Genomic DNA, 16,497 nt, shown 5'->3' on the forward strand with positions numbered 1-16,497 from the left:
CCTGCCGACCAGAAAAAATTCATCTCACCTTTAGCTACGCTGGTGCGTCAGGGGCGTTATGCCCATCGCGACTAACGATAAGGGAGGGAGTCGCTTGCGGCAGTCTCTCCTGCCATAGGCCGACCAGCCCCTCCTGACAGCACCCCATCCAGACTAAATTCTGTGGCCTGAGAACACCCAGATTGCGGTGGTGACCCGCTCCCTGAGGATGGCACTCAGACTAAGGCGGGTTCCTGCGGGGCGATCGCTTCAGGCATCCGCCGCCCCACGGCAGTGGCAATGGGTCGCAGGCTCTCGACCAGAGCGGCCATATCCTCTAACGACAGAGCTTGACGGGCATCCGACACGGACTCTTCGGGCACGGGGTGACACTCAATCATGAGACCGTCGGCCCCCGCCGCGATCGCCGCCCGCGCCAAGTTGGGCACCAGTTCGCGCTTGCCCGCCGCATGGCTGGGGTCAACAATCACCGGCAAATGGGTGATTTGCTTCAGAGCCACGACCGCCCCCAGATCCAACACATTGCGGGTGTAGGTATCGAAGCTGCGAATGCCCCGCTCACAGAGGATGATGTTGGGGTTACCGTGAGCGGCGATGTACTCAGCCGCCATGACCAGTTCTTGAATGGTGGCCGCCAGTCCGCGCTTCAGCACGATGGGCTTGTCAACTTTGCCGAGGGCTTTGAGCAAGTCGAAGTTCTGCATGTTGCGGCTACCGACTTGTAAGGCATCAGCATGGGCCGCGATCGCCTCAATTTGATGAATCGCCATGACTTCGGTAATCACGGGCAGGTGATAGCGCCGCCGCACCCGATCCAAAATGGCTAATCCGGCTTCGCCCATCCCTTGGAAGGCGTAGGGCGAGGTGCGGGGCTTGTAAACGCCGCCGCGCAACGCCTGGATCGTGCGCTGACCCAGTCGAGTCGCGATCGCTTCCATCTGATCGAGACTTTCGACCGAGCAGGGACCGCCGACAATGAGCAGTTCATCGCCGCCGACGGTGACTTGCTCATTTAGGGCGATCACCGTGCCGTGGTCGTCATGGGCTTTAGCGGTGAGTTTGGCGTCTTGCATGGATTGGATTCCTTGTTGATAGTGGTTGGATAACGGTCAGTCGAACATTCGCAGCATTGAAAAACCCCCGGGTCGTCTAGGACGCTCCGGGGGTTTGATTAACAGGCATCACAGCCTCGTCACCCGGAGCAAATCCTAGTGAAAAAGAAAAAGCTAAAAAGCCAGTAAGCCGAAGCGGAATAAAACATGATGACGAGCCGGGTGGGTGAGACGATAATCCCTAAAAACGCAAAAACCGCAGAGCGGGTCTGCGGTTCACTAGAAGAGTTCAGCACAAGCTAAATTCACACCTAGTGAACCTCCTCAAAAAACCAAAAATAAAATTGCTCTGCGCGGAATTGCATGTGTCTTGAAATTAACGCTTGGTACAGGGTAACAATGGAATTCGGAGGCGTCAACCAGCTCTCGCAATTTTGGCGCATCAGTGCGACGCCACCTGGGACTCCTGCTGAACTGAGCCGAACGTATCCGTTATTCAATACAGACTGATATTCCGCCTGCCGCCATCGGACCAATCGCAACAGTGCCGAAAGCTTGCATCGTTGCAGCTTCATAACAGAGCGCCACGGCCTTCCGGAAACTACTGTAGGCTGAGGGTTGACGGAGTGACCACCGCCATTTCATGGGGCCAAGACCATGCTTTCCGACCTTCAAAAGCGCAAGTTAACCAAGCTGTTTAGCCTATACGACTCAGACTATACGGGCGTTTTAGTCAAACAAGACTTTGAGCTCATGTTCAAAAAGCTCTCTAACCTGCGCGGTTGGTCAAAGCGATCGCCCCGTTGCATCGTGCTCGAAGATAAACTCATGCGCCAGTGGCAGGGACTAGAAGCCAAAGCCGATACCCACCACAATGACGAAATTTCGTTGAGTGAGTGGTTTGCATATTACGAAGACATCCTGGCCGACGCCAGCGCCAGCCCGGAAATGATTGGCGATTTGATTGAGTTAGTGTTTGATGTCTTTGACCAAGACGAAGATGGCCGGATTAATCAAGCCGAATGGGGCCAGTTACTCGCCGTTTTTAACGAATCCCCCGTGTATGCGCCATTGGTATTTCCGCAACTCGACCAAGACCAAGACGGCTTTCTGACCAAAAACGAGATGCGGGGCTTGTTCATTAATTTCTGCTATAGCGACGACCCCGATGAAGTTGCCAACCACATGTTTGGCCCGTACTAACGAGATACCAGCTCCCGGAGCCGCAGATCCAGTCGAGGCCGTTGCTGCCCGTAAATGGCAAACGCAGCAGCGCTACTCGTCTTCGTGGGCGTGATAAGCCGCCTCAATTTCTTGCATCTGGATGTCGAGCTCTTTGAGTAACTTGACCAGAGCTTTCAAGGTTTTAGAGCGTGACGGTTGAAAGTTGAGGGATTTGCGAGCGCGATCGCGCATATCATTCAGACGCTCTTTCAACGTTTGAGCGGCATCCAACGCATCCCGGCTTAAGCTATCGATTTGATACTGCTGATGAAATTCTAGTGCGGCCCCGCGTAACACTTGCAAGGTCGCCTCTTCAGTTTCATCGCCCGGCAGCAACTTCAGCCGGAGCAAGATCCGCTCACCATCTTGGGTGCGCTCAATCTCGACTTGCTTGGGCTGAGTCACCGGAGCTAATGTGGCATGAGTCAACTGCTTAAATTCATTAATCACCGCTTGCAGGACTTGGCTGTCAACCGGTTCAATCAAGCCTTCTAAAACGCCGTTGCGGCTCCACAAAATTTGGTGGGAATGCCCATGGCGCTTGAGGTATAAACGGCCAATACCATCACCAATCACCTTATCCAAGAGGGCTTGCATCAGCACTTTGGGTGGCAGAGCACACAGCAGACGACTGATATCGTCATCGTGCGCTTCATCAGTGGCCGGGGCATCGGGTACTTCAGCGGGTGGGGCTTCAGCGAGCGGAGCTTCTTCAGGGGGCGGGACCTCAGCGGTCGGTGCTTCAGCGGGCGGAGGCGGCACCATAACCGATGGTGTCTCTTCGCTCTCGGGGGGAACTTCTTCACTGATCTCAGGCTCTGCAGTCTCAGCTGGGGGCGGCCCAACCGCACTGGCCTCCTCTAGTACCGGAGAGGTTGTGGGCTCAAACACTTCGGCCAATGCCGCTGCTCGCTGCTCTTCAGCCACCAGCTGAGACGTCAGGTCTCTGGGCAGCAGCGCGGTCATCTCTTCGACTTGTTCGAGAATCAAGGTCGCCTGTAACTGCTCGTCAGAAATTGCACCCCCTGCCATGGGTGCTGGTTCGTGAGCGATCGCCGCTTCTGTCGCAAACGATGATACGGAAGCACCCGCTGCCGCATCAACCGCCGCTGATGCGGCAGCCTTTTCAGCCTCAGCGGCCTTTTCAGCCTCGGCATTGGCAACATTAGCCTGCCGCTGACTCTCAGCAGTGTGCTTAAGATATTGCGATAGCAAATCACGGTGCCAGTCAGACGCCACCTTCTGAAAGCGGATGGAGTAGTTGATGTAAGACAGCTGTTTAGTGACGTACTCAGCCGCTGCCGGATCATCAGGATCAACCGTTCCCATGGTTAGGCAGCTGCCATCAATTGAGAGTGGGGCAACTTGGTAGTAGAGACACGCCTCAAAGGGCAAAATACTGTCAATTAGTGCGTAAATTTGAGCTCGCTCTAGGTCAGTTGGCGAACCATCGGTATCGGCCTGAGACATCGAAGCCGCCCCTCCTTGATTAGCCCTCATCCGATCATCACCCGACTGTTTAGCCATACTTGCCAGAATTGCAGAGCGTTCCCCAAGAGCCACCCGTTGTGATGATCGACCCGCTAGAGACATCATCGCAAAGACGCTCTCGAAAGGTACGATCCGCTCAAGGATTGATAATGGTCTTAACACATATCGCTTTTATAACAACCCGGAGAAAATTCAGCGGCAATTTTTGAACCTTCTGGTAAGTCTATTTATAAAGCGTGAAGAATCTTTAGAGGGAATCAACCGAGTTCCTCACATCTTAATAAGCGTAAATAGAGCCCACTTTCGGAGCCGTATGGCAGCGGCGATCGCCCCTCTACGTACGCTCTGACAAAAAACTTATGCACTCAATACCAGAAGCACATATCAGTTAAGTCAGTTAAGTCAGTTAAATTAGCCTAAGCATGGAGACAAGAGGGCGATCGGACTCATACAACTATGCCAGATCGCCTTACATAACCATTTCCGACAACACACCAAGGCTTTGACCGGCACCAAGAGCGAGACTCGGTACCACCCCGGTGGATTGCCTGGAGTGGATATTGCTAGAGCACGGCTTCTTCTTGATGAGTTTTGATGGTGCAGTCTGAGGTTGGTTTGCCAATACAAGTTAGCACATAGCCTTCTTCGATCTGGCCTTCATCGAGCTGCATTTGCCCTTCCTGATCCAGGCTTTCGCCCTCGATCACCTGACCGGCGCAAGTGCTGCAGGCTCCAGAACGGCAAGAATACGGTAAGTCGATGTCATATTCCATTTCGGCCACGTCGAGAATGCTCTCGTTTTCAGGAACTTCAATAACCGTATCGAGTGCTTCTGCTTCATTAATGAGATGAACTTGATAAGTCGTTGCCATAAGAACTATTTACAGTTGCTTCAAAGTCATTGAAACAAACTGCACCCGACTCGCCCTCTGCCAATGGGGCAGAAAATTGATCGCGGCAATTTCCCTCAGTTGATAGACGATCGCTGGCACGAGGGCGATCGCTGCCCACCCTTGGCAGCGCCCCGATGCAGAATTGCACCGGGCTCATTTTATTTTTTTTGGATATTGACTCCCGGCGCCAACGACTAACCTGATTGGCCAGCGCTCAGGAGTGGGAATTTAATTAAGTGTGGGCAGCCGTCTCGGCTGTCCCAGGGCAGGCAAGATGCCTGCCTGATACAACTTGGATGTGATATTCAACCCTGGTTCCTAAGGCTGATTGTCGATCGCCTCAGCGTCCTCCGGGGTCACAACAGACGTAAATAGCACACTCTTGGCTGCCCCTAAAGCCTCGTTCAAAAACAGCGACGGTGACGCCTCCTGGGCCATTTGCTCGATCTGGTGTTTGAGCTGCGCCACCTTGCGGAGGTTTTGAGTCGCCAGGTTCGTTGCCTCACCGGGATCTTGCGCCAGGTTAAATAGCTCGACGCGGGAGGGCAACGCCACCTTCCACACGAGTTTCCAATCGCCCTCATGGACAGCCGCGCGAAAAGGCTCAACGTCAAAGCCGACGGCATCGCGCTCCATCATTGTGCCCTCCGCCAGAGCAGGCCAAATATTCAACCCATCGAGTGGTTTCGTCGGATCAGGCGCTGCACCTGCCAGGCTGGCGAGGGTCGGATACCAATCGATAATGTGCATGGGCTGGTCAGTGGCCGAACCGGGTTCGATCTGGCCTGGCCAGTTGGCGAGGGCCACCACGCGAGTCCCCCCTTCGTAGAGCGACCCTTTGCCTTCGCGGAAGATCCCGTTATCGGCAGGAATGGTGCCGCCGGAGGTATCTACTTCTCCTGTCACCGCCGCCGAACGAGGACCGCCATTGTCGCTCTGGAACACAATCAGCGTGTTGTCGCGCATGCCCCGCCGCTCTAACGCCTCGACCACCTGCCCGATCTGTTCATCCATCACAGAAATCATGGCCGCATAAGCCCGACGGCTCGGATCGGCGATGTGGGCGTATTGCGCCAGCGCTTCCTCTGGTGCCTGATAGGGGGCATGGGGGGCGGTAAACGCCAGATACATGAAGAGGGGCGTCTCCGGATCGTGCTCGTCGATCAGCTTGACCGCATCCTGCCCGAGCAGGGTGGTGACATAGCCCTCTTCTTCGACCAATTCGTTGTTGCGATACCAGTCCACGACGCCGTGGGCGGAATGGGTAAAGTAGTCGATTTCGCCCAGAATGGGACCGTAGTGATAATCAAACCCGCGTTGCAGAGGCCAATACTGGCGATCGGCATGGCCCAGGTGCCACTTGCCCACCAGGGCGGTCTTGTAGCCGACCTCTTTGAGCGCCTGGGGCAACAGCCATTCATCGGTCGGCAGTCCATAGGTACCCGCCGAGGGAATCACGAGGGTTTGGAATCCATAGCGGAAGGGATAACGCCCCGTCATCAGGGCCGCTCTGGAGGGGGTGCACCAGGGATGAGCGTGGTACTTTTCGAGGCGAATGCCCGTCTGGGCGAGGCGATCGAGATTCGGGGTCTGAATATCTGAGCCATGAAACCCGACATCTTTCCACCCCTGGTCGTCCGCCATGATGTAAACGATATGGGGGCGAGAAGGTGTTTGGGCGATCGCGGCTGGCGACCACCAGCTATGCATCCCTGACACAACGGCCACAATGAAGGCGATGGCAAAGCCCAGGGCTTTTACGTTACGCATGACTCCCGTTCCTACTAATCACTTTGAGATGAGTTATGACCAACCAGAAATAGCGCGACACCCTGCGGCATAATTAATTTCAGGACTGACCACAAAGCCCCACAATAGGGCGCAGCAAAACGGGTGACTATCTAAAAATCGCAAGTTTGCAGCAGCACAGCATTAAGAAATTTGAAGGCTTTCAACCCAAAAACATGATTTCAGGGGTGGCTTCTGTAGAAAGGTGGACATTACTTTGACCAGACATGAAACCGCTGAAAAGCCGGATGGCTGAATTTTCCAATAACGCCGCCTCGAATGCAGCCAAGTACTATCAATTCAAAGATGTTGATGAGCTAGCGTTTTTTTTGCCTGAAGATGTCCGCCTGACGCCCTTAGCGTGCGAGCCGTTTAAGTGCGAATCAGCGGCGCTTGATTTAGGAGCCGTTCAGTTCAATTTCAATGATGTGAATCGTAGCCTGCATGCCTTTGGCGATAAGCAGACGGAATTTTTGACTTTTGTCATGATTCTGAAAGGATCAGGCCAGCAGGGGATTGAAAATAGCCGACTTGTGACCGAAGACTATTTGTTTGGCTTTGATCCTGAACGGGAGGCGGATCTGGTTTTTCCGGGAGGGTGTTTATACTGTGCTGTTTATATCCGCCCCGATATTTTTGAGGTATACACTCAAGCCTTAAATCGGCTGGATTTAGATGCAAAATTTTTAGCGTCTAACTATGTTTATATGCCAGAGTCTTTTCCGAGCTTGCGGGGCTATCTGGAGAAGTTATATGAACTGTTGATCCAGCGGTCCCCATTATTGCAAAAACCGGTTTTTCAACAGATTGTTTTGGCAGACTTTTTGCCGTTATTTATCACAGCATTGCCGTCTCAAAGAGAAAATAAGCTTGCTATCAAGTTCTTTCGCCGATCGCGCCTGGTCAAACAAGCAGACGAGTATATGCGATCGCACCTCGACCAACCGCTGACGCTCACTGACCTCTGCACAGCCCTCGGCACCAGTAGCCGCGCCCTCTGCTATGGCTTTCAGGAAATCTTTGGCATGAGCCCAATGGCCTATCTAAAAACCTTACGATTACAAGGGGTTTTTCGAGTCTTACGAACCGCTCAATCCAGCCCCAAAACAGTGACCGAGGTCGCCACCCAGTTTGGCTTTTATCACTTAGGGTTCTTGGCTCGCGACTACAAGCAGATGTTTGGCGAACTCCCCTCAGCAACCCTCAAACGCAGTCAGTAGATTGTCGTTGTTCATGCCCCATCCCACCAATGCTGCGGCCTGCCAGTTGCCAGTTTCCGGTTTGCAGTGATCCGCAACGGGGGATAGATATCGTTGGGACTGTCAGCGATCGCCTCTACCCCTGCCTAAGTTTGCTGCGGTTGCCTGGGTAGCGATTCATCCTCGGACAGAAACGTTAATCTGTTAAACAGGCTGCGATATCTTGGCCTTGCTCATTAGGATGGCATATACGCACAGCTATGATTGCGATCGCTCCCATCAAATCCTTGCCGGATGGTTCAGTGGCAACCATTCCCATGGGCTGGGCCGAGTATGAACAGTTACTGGTCACTCGTAATGATCAGAGTGTGCCGCGTCTCAAATACGCCGATGGATATTTAGCCCTCAAAATGCCAACTTTCGAGCACGGGCAGTTAATTGCGATCGTGGTTGATTTAATTGTGGCCATCCTCAACCAGCAGTTGCGCGATTACGTCCATACGACCCCGGTGACGTTGCAAATTCCTGAACAGGCAGGCATTGAACCGGATCATTGTTTTTGGCTCAATAACTGGGCTGCCGTGAATGGCAAAAGCCGGATTGATTTGGCCACTGAACCATCCCCTGATATCGCCATTGAGGTTGATGTCACCAACTTCACCAAGGTGGCTGACTATCAACCTTTTCAGGTGTCTGAAGTCTGGCTCATCCGAGGCGATCGCCTCGCTGTTTTCACCTTGACGGTTGACGGCTATCAACCCGCTGAGGTAAGTCAGTTCTTCCCAGAGATTGACTTGTCATCTTTGTATCAGCAGGTCGTTGCAGCAGTTAGTAAGGGTGCGAGCCCGCCGCGCGCGATTCGTTCTGTGCTCTGATCGAAAATTTTGGCCAGCGAGATCACGCCCTATCCTGCCTGCGGTTGCTCGGATTACGCATTCATCCTCGGACAGAAACGTTAATCTGTTAAACAGGCTGAGATCGCCCCCCAGCTTGGCGACCCATGCAGAAGATTTGCCGCGACGCTACGAGGACTCCATGTTGAATTATTCCGGCTTCGATACCCCCGAACCCCCCAAGCACAAGTCATTTGAGCTGCCAGGGGCGCGGCCTCACTACACGCCGGATCGCCCGGGCCAAGTCAACCACATCGCTCTGGATTTGGATTTGGATATTCCGAATCAACGGTACACGGGCACCTGCACCATTCGCCTCACCCCCGTGCGCAGCGGCCTTGAACGCCTGGTGCTGGATGCGGTAAACCTACAAATTGAGTCGGTGATGGTGGGCAATCTGGCGCAGCGGTTCGACCATGATGGCGAGCAGCTTTACGTCTATCTTAGCCAGCCAACGACGGTGGGGAACGCGATCGAGGTGGCGATCGCTTACCACAGCGACAATCCCCAGCGCGGCCTGTACTTCGTGGCCCCGACCGAGCATCAGCCCGACAAACCCGTCCAAGTGTGGACCCAGGGCGAAGACGAAGACTCCCGCTACTGGTTCCCCTGCTTCGACTATCCCGGTCAGTTGGCCACCAGCGAAATTCGGGTGCGGGTGCCCAAGCCCTACCAGGCCATCTCCAACGGCGAACTGGTTGAGACGCAGGAAGAAGGCGACGCCAAGATTTTCCACTGGGTTCAGAAGGAAGTCCACCCTTCCTATTTAATGACTCTGGCAGTGGGCGACTTTGACGAAATCCGTGATGAGTGGGACGGCATCCCCGTCACCTACTACGCGCAGAAGGGCCGCAAAGACGACGCCCAGCGCACCATGGGCAAGACGCCCGAGATGATTGCCTTTTTTAGCGATCGCTTCGGCTACCGCTACGCCTTTCCCAAATACGCCCAGGTCTGCATCAAAGACTTCACCTTTGGCGGCATGGAAAACACCTCCTGCACGCTGCTGACCGATCGCTGTCTGATCGACGAGCGGGCGGCGCTGGACAACACCAATTCGGAGATGCTGGTTGCCCACGAACTGGCCCACCAGTGGTTCGGCGATCTGCTGGTGATCAACCACTGGTCCCATGCTTGGGTGAAAGAGGGCATGGCGACTTACTCAGAAGTGCTGTGGACGGATGACCAGTACGGTGCTGACGAAGCCGCCTACTACCGCCTCGGCGAAATGCGCAGCTACCTGTCGGAAGACAAAAGCCGCTACCGTCGTCCCATGGTGACCCACGTTTACCGCGAGCCGATAGAACTCTACGATCGCCACATTTATGAGAAAGGCGCGTGTGTCTATCACATGCTCCGCACCGAGTTGGGAGACGAGCTATTCTGGCAGGCCATCCACGGCTTTGTAAACAAATATGCTCACAAGACCGTCGAGACTCTGGATCTCATCCGCACTATCGAAGAAACCACCGGACGCAACCTGCGCTTCCTGTTCGATCAGTATGTGTATCGCGGTGGTCATCCCGATTTCAAAGTGGCGTACAAGTGGGATGCCGACAGCAACCTGGCGAAAATTACGGTTACCCAAACCCAGGCGAAAGCGGGGGACAAGAGCAGCAAAAGCGGCTTGTTCGACCTGCGCATTCCCATCGGCATTGGCTATGTGGAAAACGGCGAAGTCAGCGTGCAGCCGATGACGGTGCGCATTCACGAGCAGGAGCAGGCGCTGTACTTCCCGCTGCCCAAAAAGCCCGATTTCATTAGCTTTGACGTGGGTAACCACTACACCAAGACGGTGAAGCTGGAATATCCCCTACCGGAACTCAAGGCCCAACTGAAGTACGATCCCGACCCCATCGCGCGGGTCTATGCCGTGGAGGCGATCGCTCAAAAAGGCGGCCTTGATGCAGTGAACGCGCTAGCCGACGCCCTGACGACCGATTCTCTCTGGGGCGTGCGGGCCGAAGCGGCGAAACAACTCGCCGACCTCAAGCTGGATCAAGCGATCACCGCTCTTTTACAGGGCTTACAAGACCCGCATCCCAAGGTGCGCCGCGCCGTAGTGGAAGCCCTGGGCAAAGTCAAAACGTCGGCGAGCTACCAGGCTTTGCTGGAAATCGTGCAGGCAGGCGACCCCAGCTACTACGTCGAAGCGTCTGGCATTAGTGCATTGGGTGAAGTGGGTGCGTCGAAGCTCTCCGGTATTCCCGATGCGGCGCAGACCCTGGGCGTGTTGCGCACGGTGCTGCAAGAGCGAGCCGGGTGGAATGAAGTGGTGCGATCAGGCGCGTTGAGCGGCGTCAGCCAGTTCAAAACCTCAGAAGACGCCCTCGACCTGATTTTGCAATACACCGAACCCGATGTGTCGTCGATGCTGCGGTTAGGGGCCGTGCGATCGCTGGGCAAGGTTTCCACCGGGCAAACCAAGCCCAATGTCGAGCGCATTCTCGAACGGCTGGAAGCGATCGCGCGGGAGCCCCAATTCACCACGCAGATGACGGTGATTGCGGCGCTAGGCATGATGGAAGACGTCGGAGCCGTGACGGTGCTGCAAGGCATCGCTGACCACATTGACGATGGCCGCGTGCGCCGCCGCGCCGAAGAGACGATCAAAAAAGTACAGAAAAAGGTCGAGAAGGATCAGGCCGTTGCCAAACTCCAGGAGGATCTGGAAGAACTCAAAAAGTCGAACCAAGACCTCAAGAGCCGCTTAGAAGAACTGGAAGCGAAAGGCAAGGCTTAGGCAACGCTCCTCCCAACACATTAGTAGCAGCATTGCACTTTCACCGGACATCATGTAAATTCATTGTACGGGGAATGATTCTAGGTGGGGAAGAGAGAAGTTGCCGCTTCTCAAATCCCCTAATCATCCCGCTTAGTCTCAGTAAGTCGGGATGACTGGAATCTATTGTATTCCCGCTGTCTTGTCCTTACCGCTTAATCAGGGATCTGGAGAGTTCCCCGTTTTCTTCAATGTGAAAACGGAGACACCCGTATGTTTCAACCGCCCGCCGGAGCCGTGCAGACCGCTCCTCAGTTCAACCTGCCTTCCTTTAATCAAGAAGCCGTACGCCATATTTTGCTCGGTGACTATGGCGCCATTGTTGACAGCATCAATCGTATGACCGTGCTCGGCTACTGCGAAAGACTCGCCTGGAGCGAACCGCTGCCCACCGGACGGCATGGTGAATACATAAGCGTTATGACCCGCAAACGCACCCTGTCATAACAGGGCCACCGCTAGCCTCAGTTGTGTTAGTCACAAGAGCCTCTCGGTTTAACAGCGATCGCCATACCAGGGGCTCGCCCTCGCCAGCCAATTTGCGCCACACTAGAGCAGGAATATGAACGGAGCGATCGCGATGGCATGGCGTGAGGTATCGGGCAACTGGCTATATGTGCCACAGAGTCCCCGAGCCATCATTCACTTTTTGGGCGGGGCCTTTGTGGCGGCGGCCCCGAATGTCACTTACAAGCTGTTGCTAGAGGCTTTGGGTCAGCGGGGCTACGTGATTGTAGCCACCCCATTCATCAACACCTTTGACCACAAAGCGATCGCTCACGAAGTGCTCGTCACCTTTGACCAAGCCCGGTACTATCTCGAAAATCGCGTCATTCTCAAACGGCTACCCATTTATGGCCTGGGCCACAGCATGGGTTGCAAAGTCCATCTGCTCATCAACAGCCTGTACGAAGTCGAGCGGGCCGGCAACATGTTCATGGCCTTCAATAACTTTTCAGCACGGCGATCGATTCCCTTGCTCGACCAAATGATGGCCTTCACCCCGGTCAAAGAGGCCATGACCTCGATGGAATTCACCCCCTCGCCCGAGGAAACCCTGGATTTAATTGACCGCTACTATCCCGTCGAACGCAATCTCCTGATCAAGTTCCGCAAAGACGACCTGGATCAGACTCGACCTCTGCATGAGGTGCTGTATCACCACTTTGCGGAACTGACGACAGTGCAAATTTTGCCCGGTACTCACACCACCCCCATGGCCCAAGATCTCTCCTGGCAACCAGGCCAGCAATTCAGCGCGCTGGATGCGATCGGGCAGTTCGTCAAACAAGAATTCACCCGCGACCTGCGGCAGCTCGAAGACGCTCTGTTGATGTGGCTGAATCCCCTTGGTGCCATGCGATCGCGCCGCGATCGCTAACGTTCCAGAAGCGATACGAGACATTCGCTGCGATCGGCTCGAAAACAGCCGTCAGTCGTATGGAAGCCGCATTCAGGAAAATACCTTGTATTAAATATGACGGAATGGTTCATCCCTTGCAGGCTGGCGGACAAATTTCGGCATATTAGTGAGTCAACTTTCCCCAACTGCCCCGGCATCCCCTAATCATCCTCCCGGTCAGTCTGCGCCGATACCCCATGTCGAGGAGACAAGAGTCGATCGCATCACTCTGGAATGTATGCAGATTTATGTACTTTCTCGACAACATTCCGACCCAAATGATGGAAAATTGCAAAATATTGAAACCGCTATGCAGCAATATCTTGCATGGTTGTCTCGGTAAAAATCATCGTTGTACGTGATCAAGAACACTAGAATTTCTCTGGGTGGCCGGGAAATATACGAGTAGTTCTGAATGTGAGGTGTGGCTCATCGGCTGGGTTATCCCAATTAATCCGGTGCGATTTGCCAGACACCTGCTGCTGTTGCTCCTCATTCCGGAAAAATTCTATGGCATTTTCTGTTCCCACAGCGGTCACCGAGCAAATCGCGATTCCAGGCATTATTGGCGGCCTGGGGCCGCTCGCCCACATTCAATTTGAACAGATTTTATTAGAGCGCAGCTGCCGTCGGGGGGCCACCTGTGACCAAGCCCATCCCGAGTGGATCTTGATGAATGCCACCCAGATTCCCGATCGCACCAAAAGTATCAAAGGCATTGTTCCTGACTGCACGCCTTACCTGGTGAAATATGGACAAAGATTACAGCGAGCCGGGGCTGATTTTTTGATTGTGACGTGCAATACTGCCCACGCCTTTTATCCTCAAGTGCAGGCCCAGCTTGACATTCCCTGGATTCCGCTCATGCAGGCCACTACTCAGGCGATTCGCGAACAGTTTCCTACCGCCCAAAATGTGGGCATATTAGCGACGGATGGCACATTGCAGACTCAGCTTTATCATCAGAACTTATGCCAGGCAGGCCTTACGCCCATTTATCCGGTCGTCGGCTCACCGATGCAGCGGCGGGTAATGCAGTCGATTTATCATCCCCAATGGGGCATCAAAACGACTGGTGCCAAAGTGACCGACCCGGCACTAACGGCCCTGGCCCATGCGACCCACTGGCTCAAAGAACAAGGCGCTGACATCGTCATTGCTGGCTGTACTGAGCTGTCGGTGGGGCTCGCTCACATTGAGTCCCTGTCTTTGCCATGGATTGATCCGTTAACCGCGATCGCCGATATCACCCTTGATTTGGCCCATGGCGATCGCGCTGTCCACTCTTTATTGGCTGCCTAATGAGGTGTTGCATCGTGTTTAGCTGCTTTTTTGCCCCCCTACAGCTAGCCTTCATGGCGAGATTATTGAAACGTTGCATAGTTATCAGTGCCTGTTGTCTGTTGCTCTGGGGCAGTGGCAGCGGGATCATGGCACCATCGGCGATCGCCGCCCAGCAGCCAACCTTGATCGCCCAAACCAATCGCAGCACTACGAGTAGCGATCGCCCCTCTAGGGAGGCAGCCACCGATGAGGCCAAAAACGGGGCAACAGAAATCACCCTCATGCCCCCCGACATCCAACGCATTATGGATCGGGGCAAGCTCATCGTCGCCGTGTTGGGCACCAGCAATGCCCCTTTCTTCATGGCTGACGACAACGGCCAAGCGGCCGGACTCGACATCCAATTAGCACAAGCGCTGGCTGACCAGTTAGGGGTGGATTTAGAACTTAACCGGTCGCCTGATACCTTTAATGCCGTCGTCGATACCGTCTACTATCGCGGGGCTGACATGGCCATTTCCAAAATTAGCCGCACGATGAAACGGGCCGTGCGCGTGCGCTTTTCTCACCCTTACCTCACCATGCGTCAGGGGTTATTGATTAACCGCTTATTACTGGCCCAGCAAACCAATAGCGACAACGTCATTGAAACCATTCGCGAATTGACGGGTGATGTTGGCGTGATTAAAGGGTCATCTTATGTTGGCTTTTTGCAGCAAAAATTTCCTCAAGCCACCATTGTGGAGCTCGAATCATGGGAAGACATTGTGACTGCCGTGAGCCAAGGGGAAATTTTGGCGGGCTACCGCGATGAGTTGGAAATCAAAAAGGTCGTCAAAACGAAACCGGATGCGGCCCTACAGCTTAAGACAGCCGTTCTTACAGATACTCAAGATGCACTCGCCATGGTCTTTCCATGGGAAAGCACCCACCTGCTGGCATTCGCGGATCAGTACCTCGACACCCTGGATGCAGAATACACCGTCGATAGCATTTTGGAAGAATTTGCCAGTTATCTGCAAACGCAGCCACTCACGCCCTAATCACTGCCACATTGCCTAGCCGACCACCGACCTGCACTGGTGGTCGCCCCTGATCGTTGCCCCAAACCATCGTTGGACATCTCACTGCCATGACGACTTATCTGAAAAAAAGCCGACTGCCAAACATTTCGCTGGAATGGTTAAGGAGTCCTTGGTGCATTTTGGTGAGTGTCGTTTTAGGGGTTTACCTTGGCACCTCACTGCCTGCCGTGGCAGAAGCGATCGCCCCTATTGGCAACCTTTATCTCGGCTTGCTCAAAATGTGCGTATTGCCGATTCTGTTATCGGCCATTTCTAACAGTATTGGGCGATTGATGCAGAGTCATGATGCCAAGCAATATGTGCAGCGCATTTTGATTGTGTTTCCTGTTGCCATGTTTGGCATGAGTGCGCTGGCCGCCATAGTGGCAATTTTGACGGGCCCAGGGCGTAATCTATCAGCTGCTACATTAGAAAACTTGGGGGGCTTGGTCAATCAATCCAGCATTGATTTAGAAATGTCACTGACCGGGCCGATTCCGGTGGAAGAGTCGGGCACCAATCTCGCCTCATTTATTCTCAACATGGTGCCGGAAAATATCTTCCTCGCCTTGAGTGAAGGGCAAACGCTAAAAGTACTCATTTTCGCCATCGTGTTTGGCATTTCTTTGGGTCTGATCAAAAACGCCAACACCGAACCGCTATTCAATATTTTGGACAGCATTTACAGTGCCTTTAACCAAGTAATTCACTGGTTGACTTATCTGTTGCCCTTCGGTTTGTGCAGTTTGCTGGCCGTACAACTCTCACGCATTGGCCTGGATGTCTTGCTTTCAATGGTCAACTTTGTCGTAGTCACCTTGGTGATTTTTGCTGCGGTCTACGTGTTGGGCACCTTTATCATCAGCTGGCGAGCAAAGCGATCGCTCCTGGCAGTCCTGAGAGCGCAAAAAGATCCGACCATTCTGGCGCTGGCCACAACGAGCAGTCTGGCTTGCCTTCCTGCCGCGATCACCAGCCTGCACGAGGACCTCAACTTCGATCGCCAAACCACCGACTTGGTGACGCCGCTCTCCATTACTCTCTGCCGCTTTGGCTCCATCATCTACTTTGCCGCGGCCACGGTATTTGTCGTGCAACTCTATCAAAAACCGCTGGACTTCGGCACCCTGATCATCATCATCGTGGGTTCCGTGTTTGCGGGCATGGCGACCTCTGGGGTCACGGGCATCTTGACCTTAACCATGCTGGGGCTCGTCCTAGATCCCCTCAAGCTACCGCTAGATGCGGTCTTGGTACTATTTGTCGCGATCGACCCCATCATCAACCCTTTTAGAACCCTCAGCATCGTGCAAACCGGCATGGCCACAACGGCGATGATTGCCAATATCCAAACCGAGCCTCGTCCCGAGGGCTCACCCCTTAACCAATCGGCGTAATTTAAGGGACCTGGCTCTCAAGCCTGAT

At 54.1% G+C, this 16,497-nt stretch carries 13 protein-coding genes; 9 read left to right on the plus strand and 4 right to left on the minus strand.

From position 1 onward, the window contains the following. Window positions 1-215: 215 nt before the first annotated feature. Entirely contained in the window at window positions 216-1,082 is an 867-nt protein-coding gene (aroF, locus tag DYY88_RS03865; protein WP_302849231.1) for a 3-deoxy-7-phosphoheptulonate synthase, read from the minus strand. Between the two features lie 627 nt (window positions 1,083-1,709). On the opposite strand from aroF, the gene DYY88_RS03870 reads away from it, so the two are divergent. Further along, entirely contained in the window at window positions 1,710-2,255 is a 546-nt protein-coding gene (locus tag DYY88_RS03870) for an EF-hand domain-containing protein (protein ID WP_039725635.1), read from the plus strand. 72 nt (window positions 2,256-2,327) lie between these two features. Here DYY88_RS03870 and DYY88_RS03875 read toward each other — a convergent pair whose 3' ends face one another. The 3 genes from DYY88_RS03875 to DYY88_RS03885 form a co-directional block, all read right to left on the minus strand. Further along, window positions 2,328-3,746, minus strand: coding sequence for a hypothetical protein (locus DYY88_RS03875; protein ID WP_052288247.1), 1,419 nt, complete (start codon window positions 3,744-3,746; stop codon window positions 2,328-2,330). Window positions 3,747-4,330: 584 nt separating this feature from the next. Next, window positions 4,331-4,639 carry a 2Fe-2S iron-sulfur cluster-binding protein gene (locus DYY88_RS03880; protein ID WP_039725637.1) on the minus strand — a complete coding sequence of 103 codons (309 nt, stop codon included), beginning with the start codon at window positions 4,637-4,639 and terminating at the stop codon, window positions 4,331-4,333. 339 nt (window positions 4,640-4,978) lie between these two features. After that, the gene (locus DYY88_RS03885; protein WP_039725638.1) at window positions 4,979-6,430 is read right to left on the minus strand and encodes an arylsulfatase B; all 1,452 of its coding nucleotides are present in this window, start codon (window positions 6,428-6,430) and stop codon (window positions 4,979-4,981) included. Between the two features lie 266 nt (window positions 6,431-6,696). Between DYY88_RS03885 and DYY88_RS03890 the strand changes: the two genes are divergently transcribed. From DYY88_RS03890 to DYY88_RS03925, 8 genes are all read left to right on the plus strand, one after another. Then, window positions 6,697-7,668, plus strand: coding sequence for a helix-turn-helix domain-containing protein (locus DYY88_RS03890; protein WP_052288248.1), 972 nt, complete (start codon window positions 6,697-6,699; stop codon window positions 7,666-7,668). Between the two features lie 239 nt (window positions 7,669-7,907). Then, complete coding sequence (locus DYY88_RS03895; protein WP_039725639.1) at window positions 7,908-8,522, plus strand: Uma2 family endonuclease; 615 nt, start codon at window positions 7,908-7,910, stop codon at window positions 8,520-8,522. A gap of 115 nt (window positions 8,523-8,637) precedes the next feature. Further along, complete coding sequence (locus DYY88_RS03900) at window positions 8,638-11,283, plus strand: M1 family aminopeptidase (protein ID WP_367889258.1); 2,646 nt, start codon at window positions 8,638-8,640, stop codon at window positions 11,281-11,283. Between the two features lie 252 nt (window positions 11,284-11,535). Continuing rightward, window positions 11,536-11,769: a hypothetical protein gene (locus tag DYY88_RS03905; protein WP_039725640.1), complete on the plus strand. Its 234-nt coding sequence runs from the start codon at window positions 11,536-11,538 to the stop codon at window positions 11,767-11,769. A gap of 115 nt (window positions 11,770-11,884) precedes the next feature. Further along, the gene (locus tag DYY88_RS03910; protein WP_242517568.1) at window positions 11,885-12,703 is read left to right on the plus strand and encodes a DUF1350 family protein; all 819 of its coding nucleotides are present in this window, start codon (window positions 11,885-11,887) and stop codon (window positions 12,701-12,703) included. Between the two features lie 531 nt (window positions 12,704-13,234). Next, the gene (locus DYY88_RS03915; protein WP_039725641.1) at window positions 13,235-14,026 is read left to right on the plus strand and encodes an aspartate/glutamate racemase family protein; all 792 of its coding nucleotides are present in this window, start codon (window positions 13,235-13,237) and stop codon (window positions 14,024-14,026) included. Window positions 14,027-14,154: 128 nt separating this feature from the next. Next, complete coding sequence (locus DYY88_RS03920) at window positions 14,155-15,051, plus strand: substrate-binding periplasmic protein (protein ID WP_160299509.1); 897 nt, start codon at window positions 14,155-14,157, stop codon at window positions 15,049-15,051. Window positions 15,052-15,140: 89 nt separating this feature from the next. Then, window positions 15,141-16,469, plus strand: coding sequence for a dicarboxylate/amino acid:cation symporter (locus tag DYY88_RS03925; RefSeq protein ID WP_044151022.1), 1,329 nt, complete (start codon window positions 15,141-15,143; stop codon window positions 16,467-16,469). Window positions 16,470-16,497 lie beyond the last annotated feature (28 nt).

The organism is Leptolyngbya iicbica LK (assembly GCF_004212215.1).
GTDB classification, from domain to species: Bacteria; Cyanobacteriota; Cyanobacteriia; order Phormidesmidales; family Phormidesmidaceae; genus Halomicronema; species Halomicronema iicbica.

Bases quoted from the DNA above. Each gene is read 5' to 3' on its own strand.
- DYY88_RS03875 (WP_052288247.1), bottom strand. From the start codon at position 3,746: ATGTCTCAGGCCGATACCGATGGTTCGCCAACTGACCTAGAGCGAGCT.
- DYY88_RS03890 (WP_052288248.1), top strand. From the start codon at position 6,697: ATGGCTGAATTTTCCAATAACGCCGCCTCGAATGCAGCCAAGTACTAT.
- DYY88_RS03885 (WP_039725638.1), bottom strand. From the start codon at position 6,430: ATGCGTAACGTAAAAGCCCTGGGCTTTGCCATCGCCTTCATTGTGGCC.
- DYY88_RS03915 (WP_039725641.1), top strand. From the start codon at position 13,235: ATGGCATTTTCTGTTCCCACAGCGGTCACCGAGCAAATCGCGATTCCA.
- DYY88_RS03920 (WP_160299509.1), top strand. From the start codon at position 14,155: ATGGCACCATCGGCGATCGCCGCCCAGCAGCCAACCTTGATCGCCCAA.
- DYY88_RS03880 (WP_039725637.1), bottom strand. From the start codon at position 4,639: ATGGCAACGACTTATCAAGTTCATCTCATTAATGAAGCAGAAGCACTC.
- DYY88_RS03905 (WP_039725640.1), top strand. From the start codon at position 11,536: ATGTTTCAACCGCCCGCCGGAGCCGTGCAGACCGCTCCTCAGTTCAAC.
- DYY88_RS03895 (WP_039725639.1), top strand. From the start codon at position 7,908: ATGATTGCGATCGCTCCCATCAAATCCTTGCCGGATGGTTCAGTGGCA.
- DYY88_RS03870 (WP_039725635.1), top strand. From the start codon at position 1,710: ATGCTTTCCGACCTTCAAAAGCGCAAGTTAACCAAGCTGTTTAGCCTA.
- DYY88_RS03925 (WP_044151022.1), top strand. From the start codon at position 15,141: ATGACGACTTATCTGAAAAAAAGCCGACTGCCAAACATTTCGCTGGAA.
- DYY88_RS03910 (WP_242517568.1), top strand. From the start codon at position 11,885: ATGAACGGAGCGATCGCGATGGCATGGCGTGAGGTATCGGGCAACTGG.